Raw genomic sequence first — 19870 nt, 5'->3', positions numbered from 1 at the left:
ATATCTTGGGCCTTTGATGCATGCGGGGCATTCAAGTCGAGGATGCATGGGCATCTTCCATAACTTGTTCTGTTATTGTCCCTGCTACCATTCAGGCTTGTGATGGGCGTGCCAGTGCTTGGCAATATCAAGGCGGGTCGGCGTCCAGACCTTGTCATGGGACAGCACGTAATCCAGAAAACGCTTCAGCGCCGCCGCCCGGCCCGGACGGCCAACCAGCCGGCAATGCAGACCGACGGACATCATTTTCGGCGCGCCCTCCGCGCCTTCCTGATAGAGCGTGTCGAAGGCATCCTTCAGATAGGTGAAAAACTGGTCGCCGGAATTGAAGCCCTGCGGCGTGGCAAACCGCATATCATTGGTTTCCAGCGTATAGGGAATGATCAGAAACGGTTTGCCATTCAGATCCGGCACCCAGAAAGGCAGGTCATCGGAATAATTGTCGGAGGAATAGAGAAAACCGCCCTCCTCCATCACCAGCCGCAGCGTGTTGTCGGAAGGCTTGCCCTGATACATGCCATAGGGGCGCTCCCCCGCCACCTCGGTATGCAGGCGCACCGCTTCCAGAATGTGCTGGCGTTCAATCTCCTCAGGGAAATCCTTATATTCCAGCCAGCGATAGCCGTGGCTGGCGATTTCCCACCCCGCCTCCTTCATCGCCGCCACCGCGTCCGGGTTGCGGGCCATGGCCAGCGTAACGCCATACACCGTCACCGGTATATTGAGGGCCGTAAACATCCGGAGCAGACGCCAGAAGCCAGCACGCGACCCATATTCATAGATGGATTCCATGTTCAGGTTGCGCTGGCCGGGCCATGCCGCCGCACCGACAATTTCCGACAGCAGATTTTCGGAGGCCGGGTCGCCGTCGAGAATGCAACTCTCCCCACCTTCCTCATAATTGATGACGAACTGCACCGCCACACGCGCCTCTCCCGGCCAGCGTGGATCGGGGGTACGGCGACCATAGCCGATGAGATCGCGGGGGTAAGTTTCAGTCTTCATAGCTGCTACCTTCTCGTCTTGTGACAAGAAACGGTAAGCAACCCTGCCCTTTTTGTCGAGAGGGCATGCAGCATCGTGAGATCAGGCGATCTTGCGCGCCGAGACCCGCCCCATCGGATGCAGTGAATGCACCACCAGTGGCGCACCCGGCTCACGCTCGATAAACAGCGCCAGATTGGCAAACACGACAGGGTTTTGCAGCAGCGGCGCAAAATAGTGAGCCGCCGCCTGATGCAGGCGATCGCGGTGGCTGAGCGGCAAAGGCCCGGTCAAGGGCATGTAGAAACGGTATTCGTCCAGCACATGCGGATCGCCCCAGCGGTAAAGATTGGCAAATTGCGGCGCGCTGAGCCGTTCGGGCGCCATGCGTTCAATTTCGGCATCGCTGAGTGGCGCGCGGAACCGGTCGAAATTCTGTACCACCAGCGCGGCCACCCGGTCCAGCTGGTTGGACGGATGTGTCAAAGTCAGACCGCAGAAATCACCGAGCTTCGCTACTTCCAGTCCCGGCAGCGTGAAAGGTTCGACAATGCCGGCGAAATGCATCAGTTCACGCAGCAACTGGGCTTCGCTGACCTCAGAATGTAGGGCAAACGGCGCTTTCAGGCAGCCATGGAACCCATTTCGACGCGGCAAGGCCGTATGAAAGGCAATCTCGTGCAGGCCAAGCCCTGCCAGCCCCGGATGTTCGACCGGCTCATCGGAATAGACATTGCGTCCCAGCCAGCTGGCGGCTGCAAGCGACAGCGGGTCACGCGCAGAGGGTGTATAGCAAATTGAATATCGCATGCGGGTGACCTCCGGCAGCGACGAGCGTCTGCAAAGACGCGCCAGGAACGCTGCAAATCTTATAATGACTGCATTACGGCATGCTCGACCAAACTGATCCTGTCACACGCATCCTTAAACCCGATGGATTTGTAGATTTATGCAACGCATTCAAATCGATACAACGCCTTGCCTGCATTCTGCCAAACGCATGGCGCTGTCATGCAAAACAATCGAATCGACCATGACCGACAGCCCGCATGCGCAGTCAGATAGGGGATTTGCATGACACTATGACGAAAGTGACCGAGCATCAGGTTCACTTTTTACGCGAGATCACAGGAGGGTGATGAGAAGCGACCTCGGATTACGCAAGGCTCGACGCTTGAAATATTTTTAAAAGCAATATCAAGACCGGTTTATCAACCGACCGGGTTTTCCAACGGCGGTTCCACGGCTTTATCAGCAATACGGGAGGCGATCTGCAGATGATGGGCAAGCGTAAAACCATCAGGCATATCAAGCTCTCCACCAAAAATCGGCCGTAATGCCTGCTGCGCCAGGCTATGCGCCAGCCCGAAGCTGATCTTGAAGCCGCCGGTCAGCGCAATCAACCTGGGATGATCGGGATGTGGCCCCACCATGGGATCGCGGTCTATCGACTTGGGCCGCAACCCGGCCCAGCGCTCCACCACCGCGGCGTCGCCCAGCATCGGCACCAGTCGGCGGGCCTTGGCAATCAGGGTTTCAAGCTGGTCGTCGGTGGTCAGGGGCGCATCCCAGCGGTTTTCGCTGGTGCTGCCAATCGCCACATGCCCACCTTCATGCGGCACCGCATAAATGCCGTCCAGATAGACCAGCGGCAGCGCAGGATCGACATCGGCCTTCAGCAATGCCGCCTGCCCTTTGACCGCCATGCCAAGCGGCAGCACTCCGGTCGGGCTAAACCCGTCCAGCAGTGGAAAACTCCCCACACCGGCTGAAACGATCACATGGCCGAAGGCAATCCGGTTTGCATCCGCCAAGTCTGCCCATTGCTGGACCGGATCGATGGCCCTGACTGCCACCCCCTCAATGATCCGGCAGTGCGGTGATGCGACAAGGCCCGCCTTCAGCGCCGCCGTCAAACCACGCGGCGACACCCGCGCCGCCAGCGTATCATGCACCAGACCCGCTTGCGTGACAGCCATATCCGGCCAGCCATCGCCAGCGGGGGAGTGATCGATAACCTTCCAGGCAAATTGCCGGTCACCGGTTTTCCAGGCGGTTTCGGCGTCTTTTTCATGCCGCTTGGCAATCACCCGCAAATGCGGTTTGGGCAAGGGCATCAGCCGCCCAGACCGGCGATACCCTACGCCAATGCCGGTCTCCGCCTCAAGCAACGCTGCTTCCGTTTCCAGCGCCAGCAGCGCATCGAATTGAAACTGTTTCTTGCGATCCCATTTGTCCGGCATATAGGGCATGAGTGCGCCCAGCAGCCCGCCACTGGCGCCACCCGCCACCCGACCGCCATCCACCAGAACCACATTCAGCCCAGCCAGAGTTGCAAAGCGCGCCGCCCACAGGCCCATGATGCCGCCGCCGACCACCAGCAGATCTGCCGCGAGGCTATGGGACGCGCCTTTTGGGGACAAGAGTTGACCGGAGACCGAAGCCGTCCTATCGCCTGTCTTCATGACCCACTCCACTTCCAATCCCGATCCGATGCCTGACGCCGAAACGGCGGATACCCAGCCGCTGAGCTGGCAGGACGGCGATATGCCCTATTCCACCGCCTTTGGCGACCATTTTTACTGCCAGACCGATGGACGCCTGGAATGCGGCCATGTTTTCCTTGCAGGCAATGAATTGCCGCAGCGCTGGATCGACGCATCTTCTTTCCGCATCGGCGAACTGGGTTTCGGCACCGGGCTGAACGCCATGGAAACCTGGCGTCAATGGCAGGCAACGCGCCCTCCCAGCGGGCATATGACCTTCATATCCTTTGAGCTTTATCCGATGGCGCGCGCCGATATCGACCGCGCCCTGTCGCGCTGGCCGCAAATCGATGCAGAGCGGCAAGGCTTGCTGGCACTCTGGCCGGATGATCCGCAAGGTCAAGTCCAGCTCGATCTCGACGCCCAGACCCGGCTGATCGTGGTTTGCGGCGATGCGCTGGCCTCTCTGCAAGCCTGGGCCGAACCATTCGACGCCTGGTATCTCGATGGTTTTGCCCCATCCCGCAACAGCGCCATGTGGTCGCTGGAGCTGATGACCCGGCTCTACCAGCTGACAACGCCCGGCGGCCGCTTCGCCACCTATGCCGCCGCCGGTTTCGTACGCCGCAATCTGATCGCCGCAGGTTTCACCGTTGAGCGACGCCCGGGCTTTGCCGGCAAACGAGAGATGCTATGCGGGACGAAGACGGAGCCGTCGTGATGTCGGATACGCTGTCATCGGCGGGATCGGCCCCACGGTTACAGTGCCGTCAGCCTCGCACCGAGGTCCTCTGCCAGGGTCTGTGGCTGCGTCTGCGCTGCGGCGCCCCCTAACCAATAGGCAATGCAGTCCTGCAGACGATCGGGACTGACAGGCTTGAGGACGAGATCATCAAGACCGGCTTTATGGCAGGCCGCCTTGTCATAGGTGGAAAGATCGCCCGCAAGACCGATCAGCACGGTCGGCGCGGCCTGTGGCCGCTGGCTTTCCTCGGCGCGGATCTGCCTGACCATATCGAGCACCCGCGCCCGATCTTCAACGAGATCGATCAGCATCATGCCCGGCTGCCATTGGCGCCAGAGGTCAAGTGCCTCGCTTTCGCCCTCCACGCAGGCATGGCCAACCCCCAGCACCTGCAAGGCCTGATGGAAAAAATGACGCTCCGCTTCACCAGCATCCAGCACCAGCAGATCGATCTGCTCTTGCCGCATCACGCTCGACGGCATCAGATCCGCTTGCTCTGCGTCCGAGATCAGAGGCGCCTCGGCCTCCGGTTCTGCCCTGGGTGATGAGACAGCGCCGCGCCGCGCGCCGCGCAACACGTCGATCACAACATTGCGCAGCAGGTTTTCACCCACAGGCTTGGTAAGCTGCGCCTGAATATTCAGTCCATCGGCCATTCTGTCGAGATTGAAGGGGGCATCCGCCGCCAACAGGATGATCGACAGCGGATCGAACCTTTGATCACCTCGGATCTTACGGACCAGATCCAGCCCGCCGCCACTACGCCGGCAGCAATCGATCACAACCACCTCAATCGGGCTTCTCTGGCTCTCTGCCTGTTCCAGCACAGCCAGCGCCAGCGCCGGATCGTTAACCGCCACGCCATCGAAGCCCCAACGGCAAAGCTGGTCATTGAGAATGCCGCAGCTGATATCATTGCTTTCGAAACCCAGAACCCGGGCGCCGCGCAGCTGAAAGCCGGCAAGGCTCGGCAGTTTTTCAGCCGCCATTGCAAAGGGCAGATTGACCGTCACGGTGGCACCTCGACCGGGCGCGCTTTCCACCCCGATCGTCCCGCCGAACAGATGAACAAGCCCACCGGCGATCGAAAACCCCAGACCCGCCCCATCCCGGTGATGCAAAGCCCCGTCATTCATTTGGGAAAACTTGGTAAAGGCCATCAGGCATTGCTCCGGCGTCATGCCGTGGCCGGTATCCTCGATCCGCAGGACCAGCCATGCACGGGCGCGGTCACTCTCCTCGGCATTCGTTTCCGAAATAGGATCTCCGTGGCTTTGGAGCGTGACGTCCAGGTCCGGCTCTTCCTGGCGCAAACCGAGATCGACCAGCACATGACCTCTGTCGGTGGCCCGGATTGCCTCCCCCAAAAGATTGGTGAGAATCTGGCGGAACCGACCCGCATCGCCCGCCAGCATATGGGTCAGCGCGCCCTGACCGCGCACCAGAATGTCCACATCCTTTTCCGCGGCACGCCCGGCCATCAAGGTCACCACATCCTCCACCGCCGCCAGCGGATCGAAAGGGGCCGACCGCAAGGACAGGCTACCATCATCGATCTTCGAGAAATCGATGATGTCATTGATGATGGTCAGCAGCGAGCGCCCGGATTTGACGATCACATCGACAAAGGTCTTTTGCCGGGCATCGAGATTGGAAGACAGCAGCAATTCCGTCATGCCCAGCACGCCGCTCATCGGCGTGCGGATTTCATGGCTCATATTGGCCAGGAACCGCGATTTGGCTTTGTCGGCCGCTTCGGCCTGCGCCGCAAGCGTGGTCAGTTCCACCTCACGCTGCTTTGCCTCGCTGGCATCGCTGATCACGAACAGCCAGCGGTCCTCGGCGCTGACAATCGCCTCGATACTGCGCCAGGCGCCATCGCGCCGTTGCACCACGACGCTGGCAGAGGTGTCAACGGACAACCTTGATCGCATCCGGTCAAGAAACGCCGTTGGATTGTCGCCGAAATCGCCTCGCTCGGCGCAGTAATCGAAAAGCTGGCGCCAATCCGCCCCTGTGCGCACCAGATGCGGCGACACGTTCAATATTTCCGCCAATTTATCGTTGCGGTAAAGGATACGGTCCGTCTGGATGACACAGAGCCCCTGGGCCATGTGTTGGGTGGCCTCCTCCAACAGTTTGCCGACATCCTGCAGCCGGGCACGGGCCTCGTCTATCTCACGCTCGCGCAACCGCTGCTCGGTATAGTCAGAGAAAGTCAGCATGATCTGGCCATCGTCCAGCGGCGATGCCGTCACCACGATATGCCGGCGATCCGAAAGCGTCACCTCGGTTTGCCGCGCCGCCGTCAACGTCCGCAATTCAAGACTATAGGCGGCGATCCGGCTTTCAGGGCCGATGCTATCAGGATTGGGGCTATCAGGGGTGGGGCTGGCGTCATCGCCAGTCTTGAGTGGCCAGCCATTGGCATGGGCATGGCGCAGATAATCCGCGAAACTTGTGCCCGTCATGGCCTGGTCCTCAGGCCAATTCACCATATTGCGCGCCATGAGGTTGGAAAAACTTAAACTCTGATCCGCATCGAGGATGATTACTCCGACCGGCATGGTGCGCAGGATGGCCTCTATATCGTCGTAGAGCTTTTCGGCATGCGCCTTGGCTTCGCGCAATTGTCGTTCGCCGATCTTCAGCAGCGAAACATCCGCCAAAGTCCCGACGATATAAGGCGCGCCATCCTTGGTCTCGATCCGCTTCAGGCTGGTCAGCAAGGGCACGGTGTCGCCATTGGGCATGATGATCAGCTGTTCGCGCTCCGTCGCGCATCCAGTTTCCAGGACCTCGATATTCTCCTGGCGCAGGGCCTCGCCTTCGGCAGGAAACATCTCGTCTTCCCGCAAGCCATAAAAGCGGGTCCGGTCGCCACCCAGCATTTGTTCATAAGCGGCATTGGCAAACACCAGTCGCCGGTCGCCATCGCGCAGAAAAACCGGCTCCGGTACATTTTCCAACGCTGCACGGTAAAGAGTGCTTTCGCGCTCATAGGTCTGCGCCTCGGTAACATCGGTATAAAGCAGCAGAAACTGACCGTTTTCCAATCGGTTGCCCCGGGCCGAAATCACCCGGCCGTTCGGCATGGCGATCTGGCATGGCTCTGGTTCGTCTATCGACGCGGCAAGCAATTGGCCGGATATATCCTCATCACTCCCATCCCGCCCCGCACGTCCGATAACGTCGAGAACCGCCTGAAAATTCATGCCGAACTTCAGTTCGACCGTTGTCTCACCCAACATCCTGGAAAAACTGGTATTGAAATAGACAATATCGAGCTGCGGATCGAGAAGCAGCACACCAAGCGGAATGAGATCGAGAAGCATCGCATAATCGGCTGGCAGGCAGGCACCAGGCGCCCCATTTCCAATACCAGCGCTCCTAACTTGAGACGCGGCATCTCTGGAGATTTCAGCCATGGCAGAAGGCATCTGGGCGCCTGACAGCGGCGGCTCTTTCTTCCAGCCCCGGCTCTTGATCCGGCCAGGCCGCTCGCGAAACACCCCGAACACATAGGGCATCTCGTCTTCGGTGATGAAGCGCTCGATCTGCACCCGGCAATGCTGGCGACCGCTATGATCGAAACACAGGGCCAAATGTTCTTCCGCAAACACAAGCGCCCGGCGCTCGACATCCTCCCAGGCCAGATCTTCCGGACGGTCCGTCAGTTCCCCTGCCCTGCGTCCGAGAAGGTCTTCGAGATCCGCTCCAAAAAATGCGACAAAGGCGGGATTGACGGCAACGAAACGAAGCTCGCTATCCTTGATGAAAGCGGGCACATCAAGCCTGGCGATTTTCTCGCACGCTATGGTGAGCAATCCGCCTTCTATCGGCAATGGTATCCCCTTTGTTGCCCGAGCCGCCTGCATCACGGATGAACCTCTCTGTGCCCTTTTCCGCCGTGGAAACAACCCTATCACCAGGCAAAACACAAAACAAAGCGCCTGACTGAAAAAATCCTGTCAATCTCCTGTTTCACAAAGCTTTTTACCGGCAGGGGCAGCACCGTGCGCAAGGCAGGACCGAGCGCCCAGTCTTTGTGGCGGAGACGCGGCACACCAACCGGAAATCTTATAAAATATCTTTTAAGTTTAATATCTTATGGCATTTACTCTTATGGCGTTGATCGTTTTAAATGACGATAATTTAATCTTGGCTCCACAATTCCATCATCAATATGCCCGTTTTCAGGATCATCTTCATACCATTCTCCTCGGAGAAAAAGTTCTGAAAGGATCAAGCCATGTCCGTATTTCGCATGAGTATGTCTGCGGGCCTTGTCGCCACTCTCGTAGGTGCATCGCTGATGGCGACGGCACCTGCCGCAAAGGCCGACGACCGTTTCTGGGGTGGCGTCGCAGCCGGTGCCGTCGGTGGCATCGTCGGTAGCGCCATCGTCAACGGAATAGATGGGGGGCCGCGCTATTACCGGTCCTACGACCCACCACCACCACCCCCACCGGTTTATCGGACCTATTATCGACCGGTTTATGCGGCACCTTGCCACTTCGAGCGGCGCTACGATGAATGGGGCGACAGCTACCGCGTTCAGGTCTGCCCCCGGTAAATGATCTGCCGCCCGTCACCCAGACGGGGATTATAGTAGAAATATTCAGCGCCCGCCCGTCCATGATGGGCGGGCGCTTGACATTTGGCCGCAAAACGCGCAAAAGCGGCGCAAGCTTTCAGCCTTCCGGCCGCCGCGTGAGCGCGCCACTGCATTCCGGCTTTGCCTATTTCGGCACTGTCATGCAAAAAAGGTATGGGTGCTTCATATATGGCCGCATCAGCGGTCAAACGCACCGAAAGTCGTTTCCAACTTACAAGTTCCCAATTCACGCGGGGTTCTTGACGCCAAAGACCGCTATAATCGCAATGAGGCGATCGTGGCTCTCTCGTCTTGGCGCCCCGAAAGGTTTATGAATTGACCAGTTTTAACGAACTTGGCCTCTCGCCGACTGTTGTCGCCACGCTGACCCAGCTTGGCTTCGAGACCCCGACCCCCATCCAGGCGCAGGGCATTCCGGTGGTGATGGCCGGTCGCGACCTGATTGGCCTTGCCCAGACCGGCACCGGCAAGACCGCTGCCTTTGGCCTGCCGATCATCGAGTTGCTGATGAAGGACGAACGCCGTCCCGACAATCGCACCACCCGCACGCTGATTCTTGCCCCGACCCGCGAACTCGTCAACCAGATCGGCGACAATCTGCGGTCCTTCATTCGCAAGACCCCGATCAAGATCAACCAGGTGGTTGGTGGCGCATCGATCAACAAGCAGCAACTTCAGCTGGAACGCGGCACCGACATTCTCGTCGCTACTCCGGGCCGGTTGCTGGACCTGATTTCCCGCAATGCGATTTCGCTGCGCGCCGTCACCCATCTGGTGCTGGACGAAGCCGACCAGATGCTGGATCTGGGCTTCATCCACGACCTGCGCAAGATTGCCAAGATGGTTCCGGCCAAGCGCCAGACCCTGCTGTTTTCGGCCACCATGCCGAAGGCGATTGCCGATCTGGCCGGTAGCTTCCTCAACAATCCGGTCACCGTTGAAGTCTCGCCTCCGGGCAAGGCAGCCGACAAGGTCGAACAGTATGTTCACTTCGTCAATGGCCAGAACCACAAGACCGAACTGCTAAAGAAGACCCTTGCCGATCATCCCGATGGCCGCTCCATCGTTTTCCTGCGCACCAAGCATGGTGCGGAAAAGCTGATGAAGCATCTGGAAATCACCGGTTTCTCGGTTGCCTCCATTCACGGCAACAAGAGCCAGGGCCAGCGCGAGCGCGCCCTGAAGGGTTTCCGCGATGGGTCGATCCGCACGCTGATCGCCACCGACGTTGCCGCCCGCGGCATCGACATTCCGGCTGTCAGCCATGTGTTCAACTATGACCTGCCGGAAGTGCCTGACGCCTATGTCCACCGCATTGGCCGTACCGCCCGTGCTGGCCGCGACGGCATCGCCATTGCCTTCTGTGGTCCAGACGAAGCCCGCCTGTTGCGCGACATCGAGCGGCTGATGGGTATCGAAATCGCGGTTGCCAGCGGCGAGGCTCCGGCTGACCGTGGCCGCCCTGCCCGTCCGACCCGCCGCGCAGGTGGTGGTGGCGGTGCAGGCGCTGGTGCCGGCAACCGCAACCATGGCAACCCGGCCCGCAAGGATGGCCGTCCGCAAGGCCGTGGCCCACGCGAAGAAGGTGATGGTGGCGAACAGCGTTCGGCACGCCCGGCCAACCGCAACAAGCCAGCCAACGGTCGCCCGGCCCGCCGCCCCGACCGTCCACGCCAGGACGGCCCGGCCCGCGCCGGCGCAGGCGGCCAGCGCCGCGAGCGTTAAGCGTCCTCTGTGAATTTACGAAAGGCCGGTTTTTCCGGCCTTTTTCTTTGACCAGAACAGATGAAACAAGGCTGAAAATGGCAAAAGGGCCGTGTGTTTCATCAAACACACGGCCCTTATATCTCATTGAGATTGCTTACCCGTCAGCTTTCAGTGTTGACGGAGCGGCTCACTGCTGCTTGGTGCCAACGATCTTCTCGGCGATTTTCGTCATGCAATATTCGGCCACGGCGGCAATGGTCCAGGCCGGGGTAGCGGCACCGGTGGAGCCGGGAATCAGAGAACCATCAACCACATAGAGGCCTGGTACCACCTTCTTGACCTCTGGTTCATCCTTCTTGACGTCTGGTTCCTCCTTCGCGTCCTCAACTGCCAAGACCTGCCCGAATTCGTTGCAGGCCTTACCCAGCACGCAGCCGCCGAGCGGATGGGCCGTGACGCCATAGGCCACCACGAACTCCTCCGGCACGCGGTTGGGGTCCCAGCTTTCCAAGCTTCGGGCGTGATACTGCTCGGTCGATGCCAGTGCCGGCAGTGCACCGCGATAGGAGAGAGGGCCGTTGCGCCGGATCAGGCTTTCACCCTCCGTGCTGGCATTGATCTCACCCCATTCGGTCAGCACCGTGGTAAGCGCATTGACCGAATCCAGCACGCCGGAACTGCTGGCACCAAACTGGGAAGGCTTCGAACCCGCCACAGGCGTATTGGGATAATACAGGCTATAGGTTTTGCGGCCCGAAGTGTTGGTCGCTGCCGAATTCACGTCAAAATAGCCCGGCGCCGGGTCGTAGCAAACCGACATATTATAGGTGTTTTGCAGATTGTCGGCTTCGTCAAACCAGGCAGGATAAAGCATGAGGCGAATGAAAGACGCCGAATTATTGCTTTTCATGTAGTCGATCGACTGATTGAAGGCCGCCTCCAGCTTGTCGTCCGAAAGGACGGTGCCATCCACGCTTTCGTCCTTGACGAAGTAGAAGGAGGCATCTGTCGAGCCGGGACCGCCATCCGAAGGACGCGTCTTGCAGCTCATGTCCTGGGTGCCGGTGACATCGCCATTCTGGCCCCAGAACTGGCCAACATATTTGCTCAGCGCTGGCAGGCCATTGGTGTCAGGCGCTTGCGGATTGGGATTGTTGGAATATTCCAGCAGCATCGGTGCCGTATGCATGGAGCCAGCCGAGAAGATCACGTTCTTCGCCCGATAGGTCACCGATGTCGGGTTGGCGACATCGGTTGGCGAGATCTCCTCGACAGTGACGACATAGACCGGGCTCACACTGTTGGAGCTCAGATCCTGGTAGACATTGGTGACATTGCTCAGGCATTGAATGTCAAGCAGGCCGGTTTCCTTGGCCTGTTTCAGGTAGTTCTGGTCCAGCGCCTTCTTGACGCCCAGCAATTCCTTTTTCCCCAATGGCTTGGTCGAGATCGAATAGCTGTTCATGCCATACCACATTTCGCCGATGATGGCGGACGGCAGCATTTCGGCGTTGACTTCCTTGCAGACCACGCCCCAGTCGAGCGCCAGCTTGGTATATTCCAGCGTGACTGACTGGATCGGCGTTTCGACGGCGCCCGACTTGACGACCTCATCGATCTTCGCGACCTGCGCCCTGAAGCTACGGGTAGAAAGATAGGGCGGGCTGTCCTTGAGCGGATAGGAGACCGTCAGGTCCGCATCGCTGCTGACCGGCACCGTCACCGACACCTTGTTTTCCTTGGCATCGATGGTTTTCGGCCCCATCATCTGCTCAACGGTGTCGTAATGCTGCGCCAGTTTGTCGTAGGATAGCAGTACATCCTTGTAGGAATCCAGATGCTCTGGATCGCGGAAGGCCAGAGTGAAGGCCAGTTGCGACGGCTTCTGGAAGAACGAGTTATAGACCTGCGAGGTACCGCCAAGCGCCGCGCCGACAATGGCGGTCATGGTCGGCACCGGACCCTGGAAAGCGGTGAGCGTCTCGACCAGCCCGGGATAGACCGGGATAGGACGCTGCGCATAGGTGGTCATCGTATTGAAGTTGGCAGTCTCGTCACCCAAATCCTCGGCTTGGCCATAGGTATCCGGTGGGGATTGCGGCGTGCCGAACGGCTCGACATCCACCATCCAACCAGCGCGGCCATCCGGCTGGCGATAGTTGCAGAACGGCGGCGCGGTAGTGGGCTGGCCTGTCAGATTGCCCCACCAGTCCTTGCCGCGCTCCAAAAGCAGCACGGGCTTGCCCGCGGTAGCCGAATAATTGGCTTTCTGGAAGGCTTCGCACAGCCTGAGCGCGGCGACGCTGCCGCCGAAGCCGGAGCCGATAATGATCGTTTCATAAACCGGCGGACCGCCATTTTCGGGAATGACAATTTCTTTGGCTGACGCCGAAACTTTTTTCGAAGACACGATAAAGACCCCCTAGAAAATATTGGGTTCGGAAGAAATATGAGGTTCAGAGCAGGCCTGTCCGGTCCGGATCGCACCGGACAGACCTGTTACGTTTCATGGTTGTTTTTCGGGAAAACTTGTTTCCCCCCGTTCGACAGGAAGGGAAAATCAAACTCACATGACAATGTGCTGGTGGTTGGCATTCATCTCGACGACTTCATGGCGAAGCGAGGGAATGACATCCTGATTACTGGAGACGATCTCGGCCATGATTTCAGAAATGCGGGTGCAATCGGCTTCGACATAACCAAGACGGGTAATTTCCGCCGTGCCGACCCGCATAAAGCCATCCACATGAATGTTATGCTGCTTCAGCTTGTCGCGATATCCCTGACCCATCTGCCGGTCGAGCTTGGGCAGCACCTGATGGCAATAGGATAATTCCGAGAATTTCTTGGTGGACTGGCCCCGCATCTCATAGCCCTTGGCTTGCAGCGTGTTGGCGAAGGCGCGGGAATTCTTCACCACCTGCTCGGCATAACGCTCCCACGGCACTTCATCGATGACGATGCCCAGCGAGGCAATGCGCGCCAGATGCGGATTGCAAATCATCGTCGGTCCATTCAACGGCGTGAAATTGGAGACGATGTCGATGCGATCGTTCAATTCTTTGCTGTTGGTAACGATAATGCCCCCCTGCGGACCGGGGAATGTCTTGTGGGTCGAGCCAAACAGAATATCGGCGCCCTCGTTGAGCGGGTCCTGATACTGCTTGCCAACGATCAGGCCCAGACTATGGGAGCCATCATAGGCGACGATGCCGCCATAGCTATGCACCAGATCGGCCACTTCGCGCACCGGCATGGGAACGGTGAAGATCGACGCGCCAAGAATGACCAGCTTCGGCTTTTCCCGCTCAAGCAGCTCCAGAGTGGCTTCGAGATCGAGCTGCCACTCTTCGTCATCGAACGGAAGCGGCAAGGAAACCCGGTCAAACACTTCGTAATTGAAGGGATATCCGCCACCTGGAAAGAAAGGCGGGACACGCCCGACCTTGTCGCCCGGTGAGGTCAGCGCGAATACAACGGCCATCAGGCTCGCACTACCGGAAATCGGGGAAATATTCACATACTCGGCGTTAAAAAGTTTTTTGGCCTTCTGCTCGGTAATCGCGACGATTTCCTGGGAAATATCGGTGCCGGCATAAAATGGCGCCGCATAGCGGGACGCAAGGTCGGAACTCAGGGCCGCCAACGCGGCCGGAGACATACGGTTTTCACTGACGATCAGGTTAATAGCACCCGTTCTCACATCATTATGCTTGCTAATAAGTTTTACAATTTCATTCATAATTCGCCTCGTTAATCCTGGGAGGTTTAAGGACTGCGCGCGAGAATTAGCAGTCAGTAAATTCTAAAACTACCCTAAATTGTAACTGTAATTTTTGATTGTTTTTTTCAACCCAAAAAAAGTCATTCGGCGCCGTAAGGACAGAGACGTTAGGATGTTGCCGACGGCACATGGCGCGAGCTTCATGATCTCCAAGAGCTAGCCTTGGTGATACATAAGCAAGAACAATATGTTATGTGATTTCTTAGAAGAAGCTGCAACAGCAGGCGGCAAGGCAGCGCGAGGCTCCGCACCGCAATCGACCGTTTTCGCAATCGGCTTCAGATCCACCGCGCCCATACCGAGCAGCCCTTGATGAGCGATGGTCCCAAGCTTTTAGCGGCGCATTCAACAGGTCATACGGCGCATGAAACCTAGAGAACGGCAACCCATCGCTTAATCGATCTATTCACCAAAAGCCGATTTTTTTTGGCGATCACGTCCCGATGATCTGGATTTACGGATCGTTGCATGATTGGCCTCGGCCCAATTTTTCATCAGATGAAACGGCACCAACAAGGAACGCCCAAGTGGTGTGAGGTCATATTCCACCCGCTGCGGGACAACCGGATAGACCCGGCGTTCGACAAGGCCATCCAGTTCCAGTCGCCGAAGCGTCTGCGACAGCATCCGCTGAGAAATATCGGGAATGCATCGCTTGAGCTCTGAAAACCGCAGCGTCCCCCCTTCGAGGTGCAGAGCGATCAGCATGCTCCAGCGGTCGGATACGCGGTGAAGCACATCGCGTATGGGGCAATTTTCCAGGTTGTTTTCCAGAGTTTCCATCACGTTAAACGATAGCCCGGTTACCTCGGGGTTACCAGGTAATTTCTCGCTCCCTTTCTTGCGCCGCTGACCGCCGCGCCATAGCCTGGCGCGACTGGTAACGAGAAGAGAGCAGGTTCAATAATGGATGTAAAGACAATCTCCCGTACAGCGGACCACCCGATCGAAGATTTCTTCCTGGATCGTTGGTCTCCGCGCGCCTTCACCGAAGAGACAATTTCCGAACAGGAGCTTCTCGGCGTGTTGGAGGCGGCGCGCTGGGCACCCTCCGGCCTGAACGCCCAACCCTGGCGCTTTATTTACAGCTTTCGTGGAGAAACCCAATTTGATGGGGTCATCGCGGCGCTCTGGGAAGGAAACCGGGTCTGGGCGCAACATGCGGCGGCGCTGATCGTCATCACCACAAAGACAACTCTCATTCCACCGGGCAGCGATGCGGAGGTTCCCAATCCCGGCCACACTTTCGACGCGGGAACAGCTTGGGGCTATCTCGCGCTCCAGGCCCATCTGAAGGGCTGGTCCACCCATGCCATGGGCGGCATTGACCCGATAAAGACCGCCGAAGCGGTAAATATGCCCGAGGGATATGCCATGCAGGTGGTCATCGCGATTGGACGACGCGCAAGTTCCGACCAGCTTCCCGAGGCGCTGCGCGGACGCGAGACACCAAGCCCGCGCCGCCCTGTCAACACCTCCGCTTTCCACGGCACATTTCCCCTTTGAACTGAATGGAGACGAAAGTCATGAACGACCATAAAAAGGCGATTGTCAGAAAACTCATTGAAGAGGTTCAAGTCGGCGGCAATTACGCCGTCTTCGATGCCCTGATGCATCCTGATTTCATCGACCACACGCCCACGCCCGGCTTCGCATCGGATCGGGACAGCGTGCGGGCATTCTACCGCGCCTTCCACGCCTCCTTCTCCGAACCGGTCTGCGAGATCGATTTTCAGACCGCCGAAGGCGACCTCGTCACCACCCGCAAGATCTATTCCGTTACCCACACTGGCGCCTTTAACGGCATTCCACCAACCGGACGGCGCATAACATTCGACGTTATCGATGTGCTGAAGGTCGAAGGCGAGTTCATTACCGCGCATTGGGGCATTCTAAACCTCATGAAAATCGTCGCGCAAATAAGCTGACCCTTGAAATAGCCGGCGCGTAGGATCATCTCCGCGTCTGCGTCTGGCGGAGCGAGGAGGCAGAGGAAAAGGTCCGAAGCATTTACAGCGCGGTTAGAATTTGAAGATTTAATGAAAATGGCGCACCCGACAGGATTCGACACGAAGAATCATAAAACAATAAACATATGATTTATATTATTAAACTTCTTTTTTTGCTCGTAAAAATTCTCATTTGTATCGCAGTTTATATCTCATTTTGTATCGCACGAAATGGACTACTTACGACTGAATTTTATTGAACAGCAGGGGTAAATATTAGCCGCACGCCGCCGGGCATGCCTGCGCCTGAGGCGTTTCCAGAAGCCATATGTAGAGAACAAAATGCGGCGTTCTTCCTTGTTTCTCTCATGGTGTTGGCCGACGACAACTAACTTTCCCGGATGACGGGATTTACAGCAGTCTGGGGCGGTTCATGAACTGCTCTTTCAGGGCTTTGCAGCTCTCTTTGCCGATGCTATGTTCATTATTTGTTCCAAATGCTTTTATGCGGCAGTCGGGATGTCAGGCAGTTTTATTCATGCGCGATAAAACACATCCGAGGGATCACGCCATGACGAGTTCGGTAGGGCCTGAGACGGCCATGAGCCCAGATCGTTCGAACGGCGTCTCTGTGCGCAAGATCATCCATGTCGATATGGACGCCTTTTATGCCTCTGTTGAACAGCGCGACAATCCGCAGCTGCGCGGCAAGCCCGTCGCCGTTGGCGGGTCCGCGGCCCGTGGCGTGGTGGCGGCCGCAAGTTATGAGGCACGCGCCTTTGGCGTCCACTCGGCGATGCCCTCCATGACCGCCAAGCGCAAGTGCCCGGATTTGATCTTCGTACCACCCCGCTTTGACGTCTACCGGCAGGTCTCTCACCAGATACGCGAGATCTTCGCCGAATACACGGCGTTGATCGAGCCGCTGTCATTGGACGAAGCCTATCTCGATGTCACAGAAAATCTGAAGGGCATGGAGATCGCCACCGAGATCGCGCTGGAAATCCGGGCAAAGATCAAGGCAGCCACAGGTCTCAACGCCTCAGCCGGCATTTCCTACAACAAGTTTCTGGCAAAGATGGCGAGCGACCTGAATAAGCCGAATGGCCAGGCTGTCATCACGCCAAAAAACGGGCCAGGGTTTGTCGAGGCCCTCCCCGTCAAGAAATTCCATGGCGTGGGGCCCGCCACGGCCGAGCGCATGCAACGCCATGGGATCGAAACCGGGCTCGATCTGAAATCGAAGTCGCTTCAGTTTCTTCAGACGCATTTCGGCAAGTCCGGATCTTACTTCTATGGCATCGCGCGGGGCATCGACGACCGGCAGGTCAGAGCAGATCGCATCCGCAAATCTGTTGGTGCTGAGGATACGTTTGTCGAGGACATCGATGATCTCGATCCGGCCAGGGCGGAGCTGCGGCCCCTGGCCGAAAAAGTCTGGCGCTATTGCGAGGCGCACGACATCAAAGGAAAGACGGTAACCGTCAAAATCAAATATTCAGATTTCAGCCAGGCGACACGCAGCAGGACCGTGGCAGGATACGTGTCGGACATCGACATGATCCTCGGGATAGCGGAGCCCCTGCTCACTTCAGTATTCCCGTTCAAACATCCGGTGCGGCTGCTTGGGATCACCCTGTCATCGCTGAACACCGAAGAAAGCGAGCAGACACCGCAGCTCGCGCTCGAACTCTGATGCGACGGCCCTAAAAACGAAAAAGCCTGCCGCGGGAGGAGGTGCGGCAGGCTTTCCGAAAAGAACCGAACAACGGCTGGGAGGAGGAGTGGGCCGTCTGAATTCGAAGCTCTGCGGGAGGAGGTGCATCGCTTCGATGAAAATCAGATACCAGTTTCCGCCGCACACGAAACAGACATTGCTGCAGTGCAGCTATGCGAGAAGCGCAATGCCCTTTTGCGGCGTCAGAAGTATCGAGCTGAGGTTCCGTGGTGGGCCACATACAAAAACGCCCGCGTCATCAGCGGGCGTAGTATCAATTCAATAGCTTGGGAAAAAGCCGCTTAGCGAGCAACCGACTGGCGGGCAACGCTGTTGATGTCAGCGCGATTGATGCCCAGATCCTGCAGCTCACGTGTGCTCATGCGACCCAGTTCGGTAACGGTCTGACGATACTTGCGCCAATTGTTGAAAGTGCGTGCTACGTTCATGATGATCCCCTTTCGTGAGGTCTCTTGACGCCAGCAACCTTGCCTTGGTTCCAACGTCGTTTCGATAATTGGAATATAGGCCCTTGCCCGCCCGTCGATAAGACACAAGGTCTGAGGTCAGCCATGCACTCAAAGCATTGGTCTTCTCGGAAACTGATCAAAGCGATGGCATCAAGCCCTAAAACGGTCGAAGGCAGTCAGGCGTTTGATCGGTGGATCTGCCTCGGGATAGCAGTAGATTTCGGTTCGCAGATATGAGAGTTCCTCGTCTAGCGCCTGTTCATCGACTTCGACCCACCAGGATTTCGGACGGCCGTCGCTTCCGTCAGACCAACGATAGCCTCTCGCTTTCAGGTGGTCCTTCATGTCAAAGGGGCTATTCTCGGCAAGGATCCGGACACGCGATCGCTGGCTTGCTTGATAAAGTTCAGCAAAAGCGGTGGAGGCCGTTCCATCATTGTCCCTTGCGAGAACCTCCAGGAGCGCGAAACAATCGTCAACCGCACGATGGCCCTCGTGGAAGAAACCCGCCTGCCCGATGAGATAGCCAAGCTTGGTGCCTTCATATCCCCGTGACGACCAATCGATCTCAGCATTCGAGCAGGCCCAGGCCTTGCCCGCAAACATCGGAGACAACATCTCGCAGAATGGACGGTCAAAACCGGCATTGTGGGCGATCACCAAATCCGCGGGTTCGATCAGGGCCTGGACGACCTCCATATCGATCGATTGACCGGCGACCACCTCGTCGGTGATGCCGGTGAGCGTCGTGATGTCAGCGGGAATAGACATGCTTGGCTGCTGAAGCCCGCCATAGACCTCGGTCACGTCACCGATGTTTCCATTGGAATCGAAAGTGAACACGATCAGCCCGATCTCGATGATCTCATCCTTGCGCCAATTCAAGCCCGTGGTCTCGGTGTCGAGGATGATGCCTTTGAGCGGGAATTCCGGGCGTGGGAACGGTACGACCTCCCGCGGCATAAGTTTTGTGAGGATGCGGTAGCGGCCCGTCTCCGACAAATGGCGAACCATCTCCTCTTCACTCATGGAAGCGACCGGTTGCTCAGGCTTCACGGGTCTTGATTTGGCACGAACAACGAGCCGATCGCGCGAAACCTCTCCCGAAAACATGTCAAACTGTTCTGCCATTTCTATCGCCATCACTTCGTCGCCGGTTGCCGCCGTTCAAACACGGTGGGACCGGCAGTTCAATCATAATGGAGCATTTTGGGTCTAAGTTAAGAACGCCTAACGTGCAACTGCATGCCGATCGCGACAGAGTCCTCCCTTTCCTGCCGCGACGGCCTGATCAGTCTCCGGTCTTCGTGAGATCCAGTAGCCCTCTCGGCAGACTATTCACGCATTCCCGTGTTCAGGCTTTGCTCTCCATTGACCTTTTGAACGAACGCCAGTGGTAGCGCATCGCCG

Annotated in this window: 15 protein-coding genes; 6 read left to right on the top strand and 9 right to left on the bottom strand. The window is 57.7% G+C overall.

The genetic code is table 11. The annotated features are described in order from the left end of the window. Positions 1-84 precede the first annotated feature (84 nt). The 3 genes from puuE to H1Y61_RS06785 form a co-directional block, all read right to left on the bottom strand. A complete protein-coding gene (gene puuE, locus H1Y61_RS06795; protein ID WP_180574117.1) occupies positions 85-1005 on the bottom strand; it encodes an allantoinase PuuE in 921 nt (306 codons plus the stop codon). Positions 1006-1086: 81 nt separating this feature from the next. Continuing rightward, positions 1087-1794 carry a DUF1045 domain-containing protein gene (locus H1Y61_RS06790; RefSeq protein ID WP_180574116.1) on the bottom strand — a complete coding sequence of 236 codons (708 nt, stop codon included), beginning with the start codon at positions 1792-1794 and terminating at the stop codon, positions 1087-1089. Positions 1795-2195: 401 nt separating this feature from the next. Next, complete coding sequence (locus H1Y61_RS06785) at positions 2196-3449, bottom strand: NAD(P)/FAD-dependent oxidoreductase (RefSeq protein WP_180574115.1); 1254 nt, start codon at positions 3447-3449, stop codon at positions 2196-2198. On the opposite strand from H1Y61_RS06785, the gene mnmD reads away from it, so the two are divergent. Further along, complete coding sequence (mnmD, locus tag H1Y61_RS06780) at positions 3448-4191, top strand: tRNA (5-methylaminomethyl-2-thiouridine)(34)-methyltransferase MnmD (RefSeq protein WP_180574114.1); 744 nt, start codon at positions 3448-3450, stop codon at positions 4189-4191. The two genes, H1Y61_RS06785 and mnmD, sit on opposite strands and share 2 nt — an antisense overlap. 38 nt (positions 4192-4229) lie before the next feature. Here the strand turns inward: mnmD and H1Y61_RS06775 are convergent, their stop codons facing one another. Beyond that, positions 4230-8060 carry a PAS-domain containing protein gene (locus H1Y61_RS06775; RefSeq protein ID WP_180574113.1) on the bottom strand — a complete coding sequence of 1277 codons (3831 nt, stop codon included), beginning with the start codon at positions 8058-8060 and terminating at the stop codon, positions 4230-4232. A 407-nt stretch (positions 8061-8467) separates the two neighbouring features. Here H1Y61_RS06775 and H1Y61_RS06770 point away from each other — a divergent pair, with 407 nt between their 5' ends. Both H1Y61_RS06770 and H1Y61_RS06765 read left to right on the top strand, forming a co-directional pair. After that, positions 8468-8791 carry a hypothetical protein gene (locus tag H1Y61_RS06770; RefSeq protein WP_180574112.1) on the top strand — a complete coding sequence of 108 codons (324 nt, stop codon included), beginning with the start codon at positions 8468-8470 and terminating at the stop codon, positions 8789-8791. 357 nt (positions 8792-9148) lie between these two features. Continuing rightward, the gene (locus H1Y61_RS06765) at positions 9149-10558 is read left to right on the top strand and encodes a DEAD/DEAH box helicase (RefSeq protein WP_180574111.1); all 1410 of its coding nucleotides are present in this window, start codon (positions 9149-9151) and stop codon (positions 10556-10558) included. Between the two features lie 169 nt (positions 10559-10727). Here H1Y61_RS06765 and H1Y61_RS06760 read toward each other — a convergent pair whose 3' ends face one another. The 3 genes from H1Y61_RS06760 to H1Y61_RS06750 form a co-directional block, all read right to left on the bottom strand. Further along, positions 10728-12950: a GMC family oxidoreductase gene (locus tag H1Y61_RS06760; RefSeq protein ID WP_180574110.1), complete on the bottom strand. Its 2223-nt coding sequence runs from the start codon at positions 12948-12950 to the stop codon at positions 10728-10730. Between the two features lie 156 nt (positions 12951-13106). Continuing rightward, a complete protein-coding gene (locus tag H1Y61_RS06755; protein ID WP_180574109.1) occupies positions 13107-14243 on the bottom strand; it encodes an aminotransferase class V-fold PLP-dependent enzyme in 1137 nt (378 codons plus the stop codon). Between the two features lie 483 nt (positions 14244-14726). Continuing rightward, on the bottom strand, positions 14727-15107 hold the full coding sequence (locus H1Y61_RS06750) for a winged helix-turn-helix transcriptional regulator (RefSeq protein WP_180574433.1): 381 nt from the start codon (positions 15105-15107) through the stop codon (positions 14727-14729). Between the two features lie 123 nt (positions 15108-15230). Here H1Y61_RS06750 and H1Y61_RS06745 point away from each other — a divergent pair, with 123 nt between their 5' ends. The 3 genes from H1Y61_RS06745 to dinB all read left to right on the top strand — a co-directional run bounded on the left by H1Y61_RS06745 (position 15231) and on the right by dinB (position 17969). Then, entirely contained in the window at positions 15231-15830 is a 600-nt protein-coding gene (locus H1Y61_RS06745; RefSeq protein ID WP_174111482.1) for a nitroreductase family protein, read from the top strand. Positions 15831-15850: 20 nt separating this feature from the next. Then, complete coding sequence (locus tag H1Y61_RS06740) at positions 15851-16252, top strand: ester cyclase (RefSeq protein ID WP_174111483.1); 402 nt, start codon at positions 15851-15853, stop codon at positions 16250-16252. Between the two features lie 622 nt (positions 16253-16874). Continuing rightward, a complete protein-coding gene (gene dinB / locus H1Y61_RS06735; RefSeq protein WP_180574432.1) occupies positions 16875-17969 on the top strand; it encodes a DNA polymerase IV in 1095 nt (364 codons plus the stop codon). 323 nt (positions 17970-18292) lie between these two features. Here dinB and H1Y61_RS06730 read toward each other — a convergent pair whose 3' ends face one another. Together H1Y61_RS06730 and H1Y61_RS06725 are read right to left on the bottom strand one after the other, a co-directional pair. Then, positions 18293-18439: a DUF1127 domain-containing protein gene (locus H1Y61_RS06730; RefSeq protein WP_180574108.1), complete on the bottom strand. Its 147-nt coding sequence runs from the start codon at positions 18437-18439 to the stop codon at positions 18293-18295. A 171-nt stretch (positions 18440-18610) separates the two neighbouring features. Then, positions 18611-19489, bottom strand: coding sequence for a 3'-5' exonuclease (locus H1Y61_RS06725; protein ID WP_409363972.1), 879 nt, complete (start codon positions 19487-19489; stop codon positions 18611-18613). Positions 19490-19870 lie beyond the last annotated feature (381 nt).

The organism is Agrobacterium vitis (genome assembly GCF_013426735.1).
In the GTDB taxonomy this organism is placed as follows: Bacteria; Pseudomonadota; Alphaproteobacteria; order Rhizobiales; family Rhizobiaceae; genus Allorhizobium; species Allorhizobium vitis_D.
The sequence above is the reverse complement of the archived record's forward strand: the minus strand, read 5'-3'. Positions and strand labels throughout refer to the sequence as shown.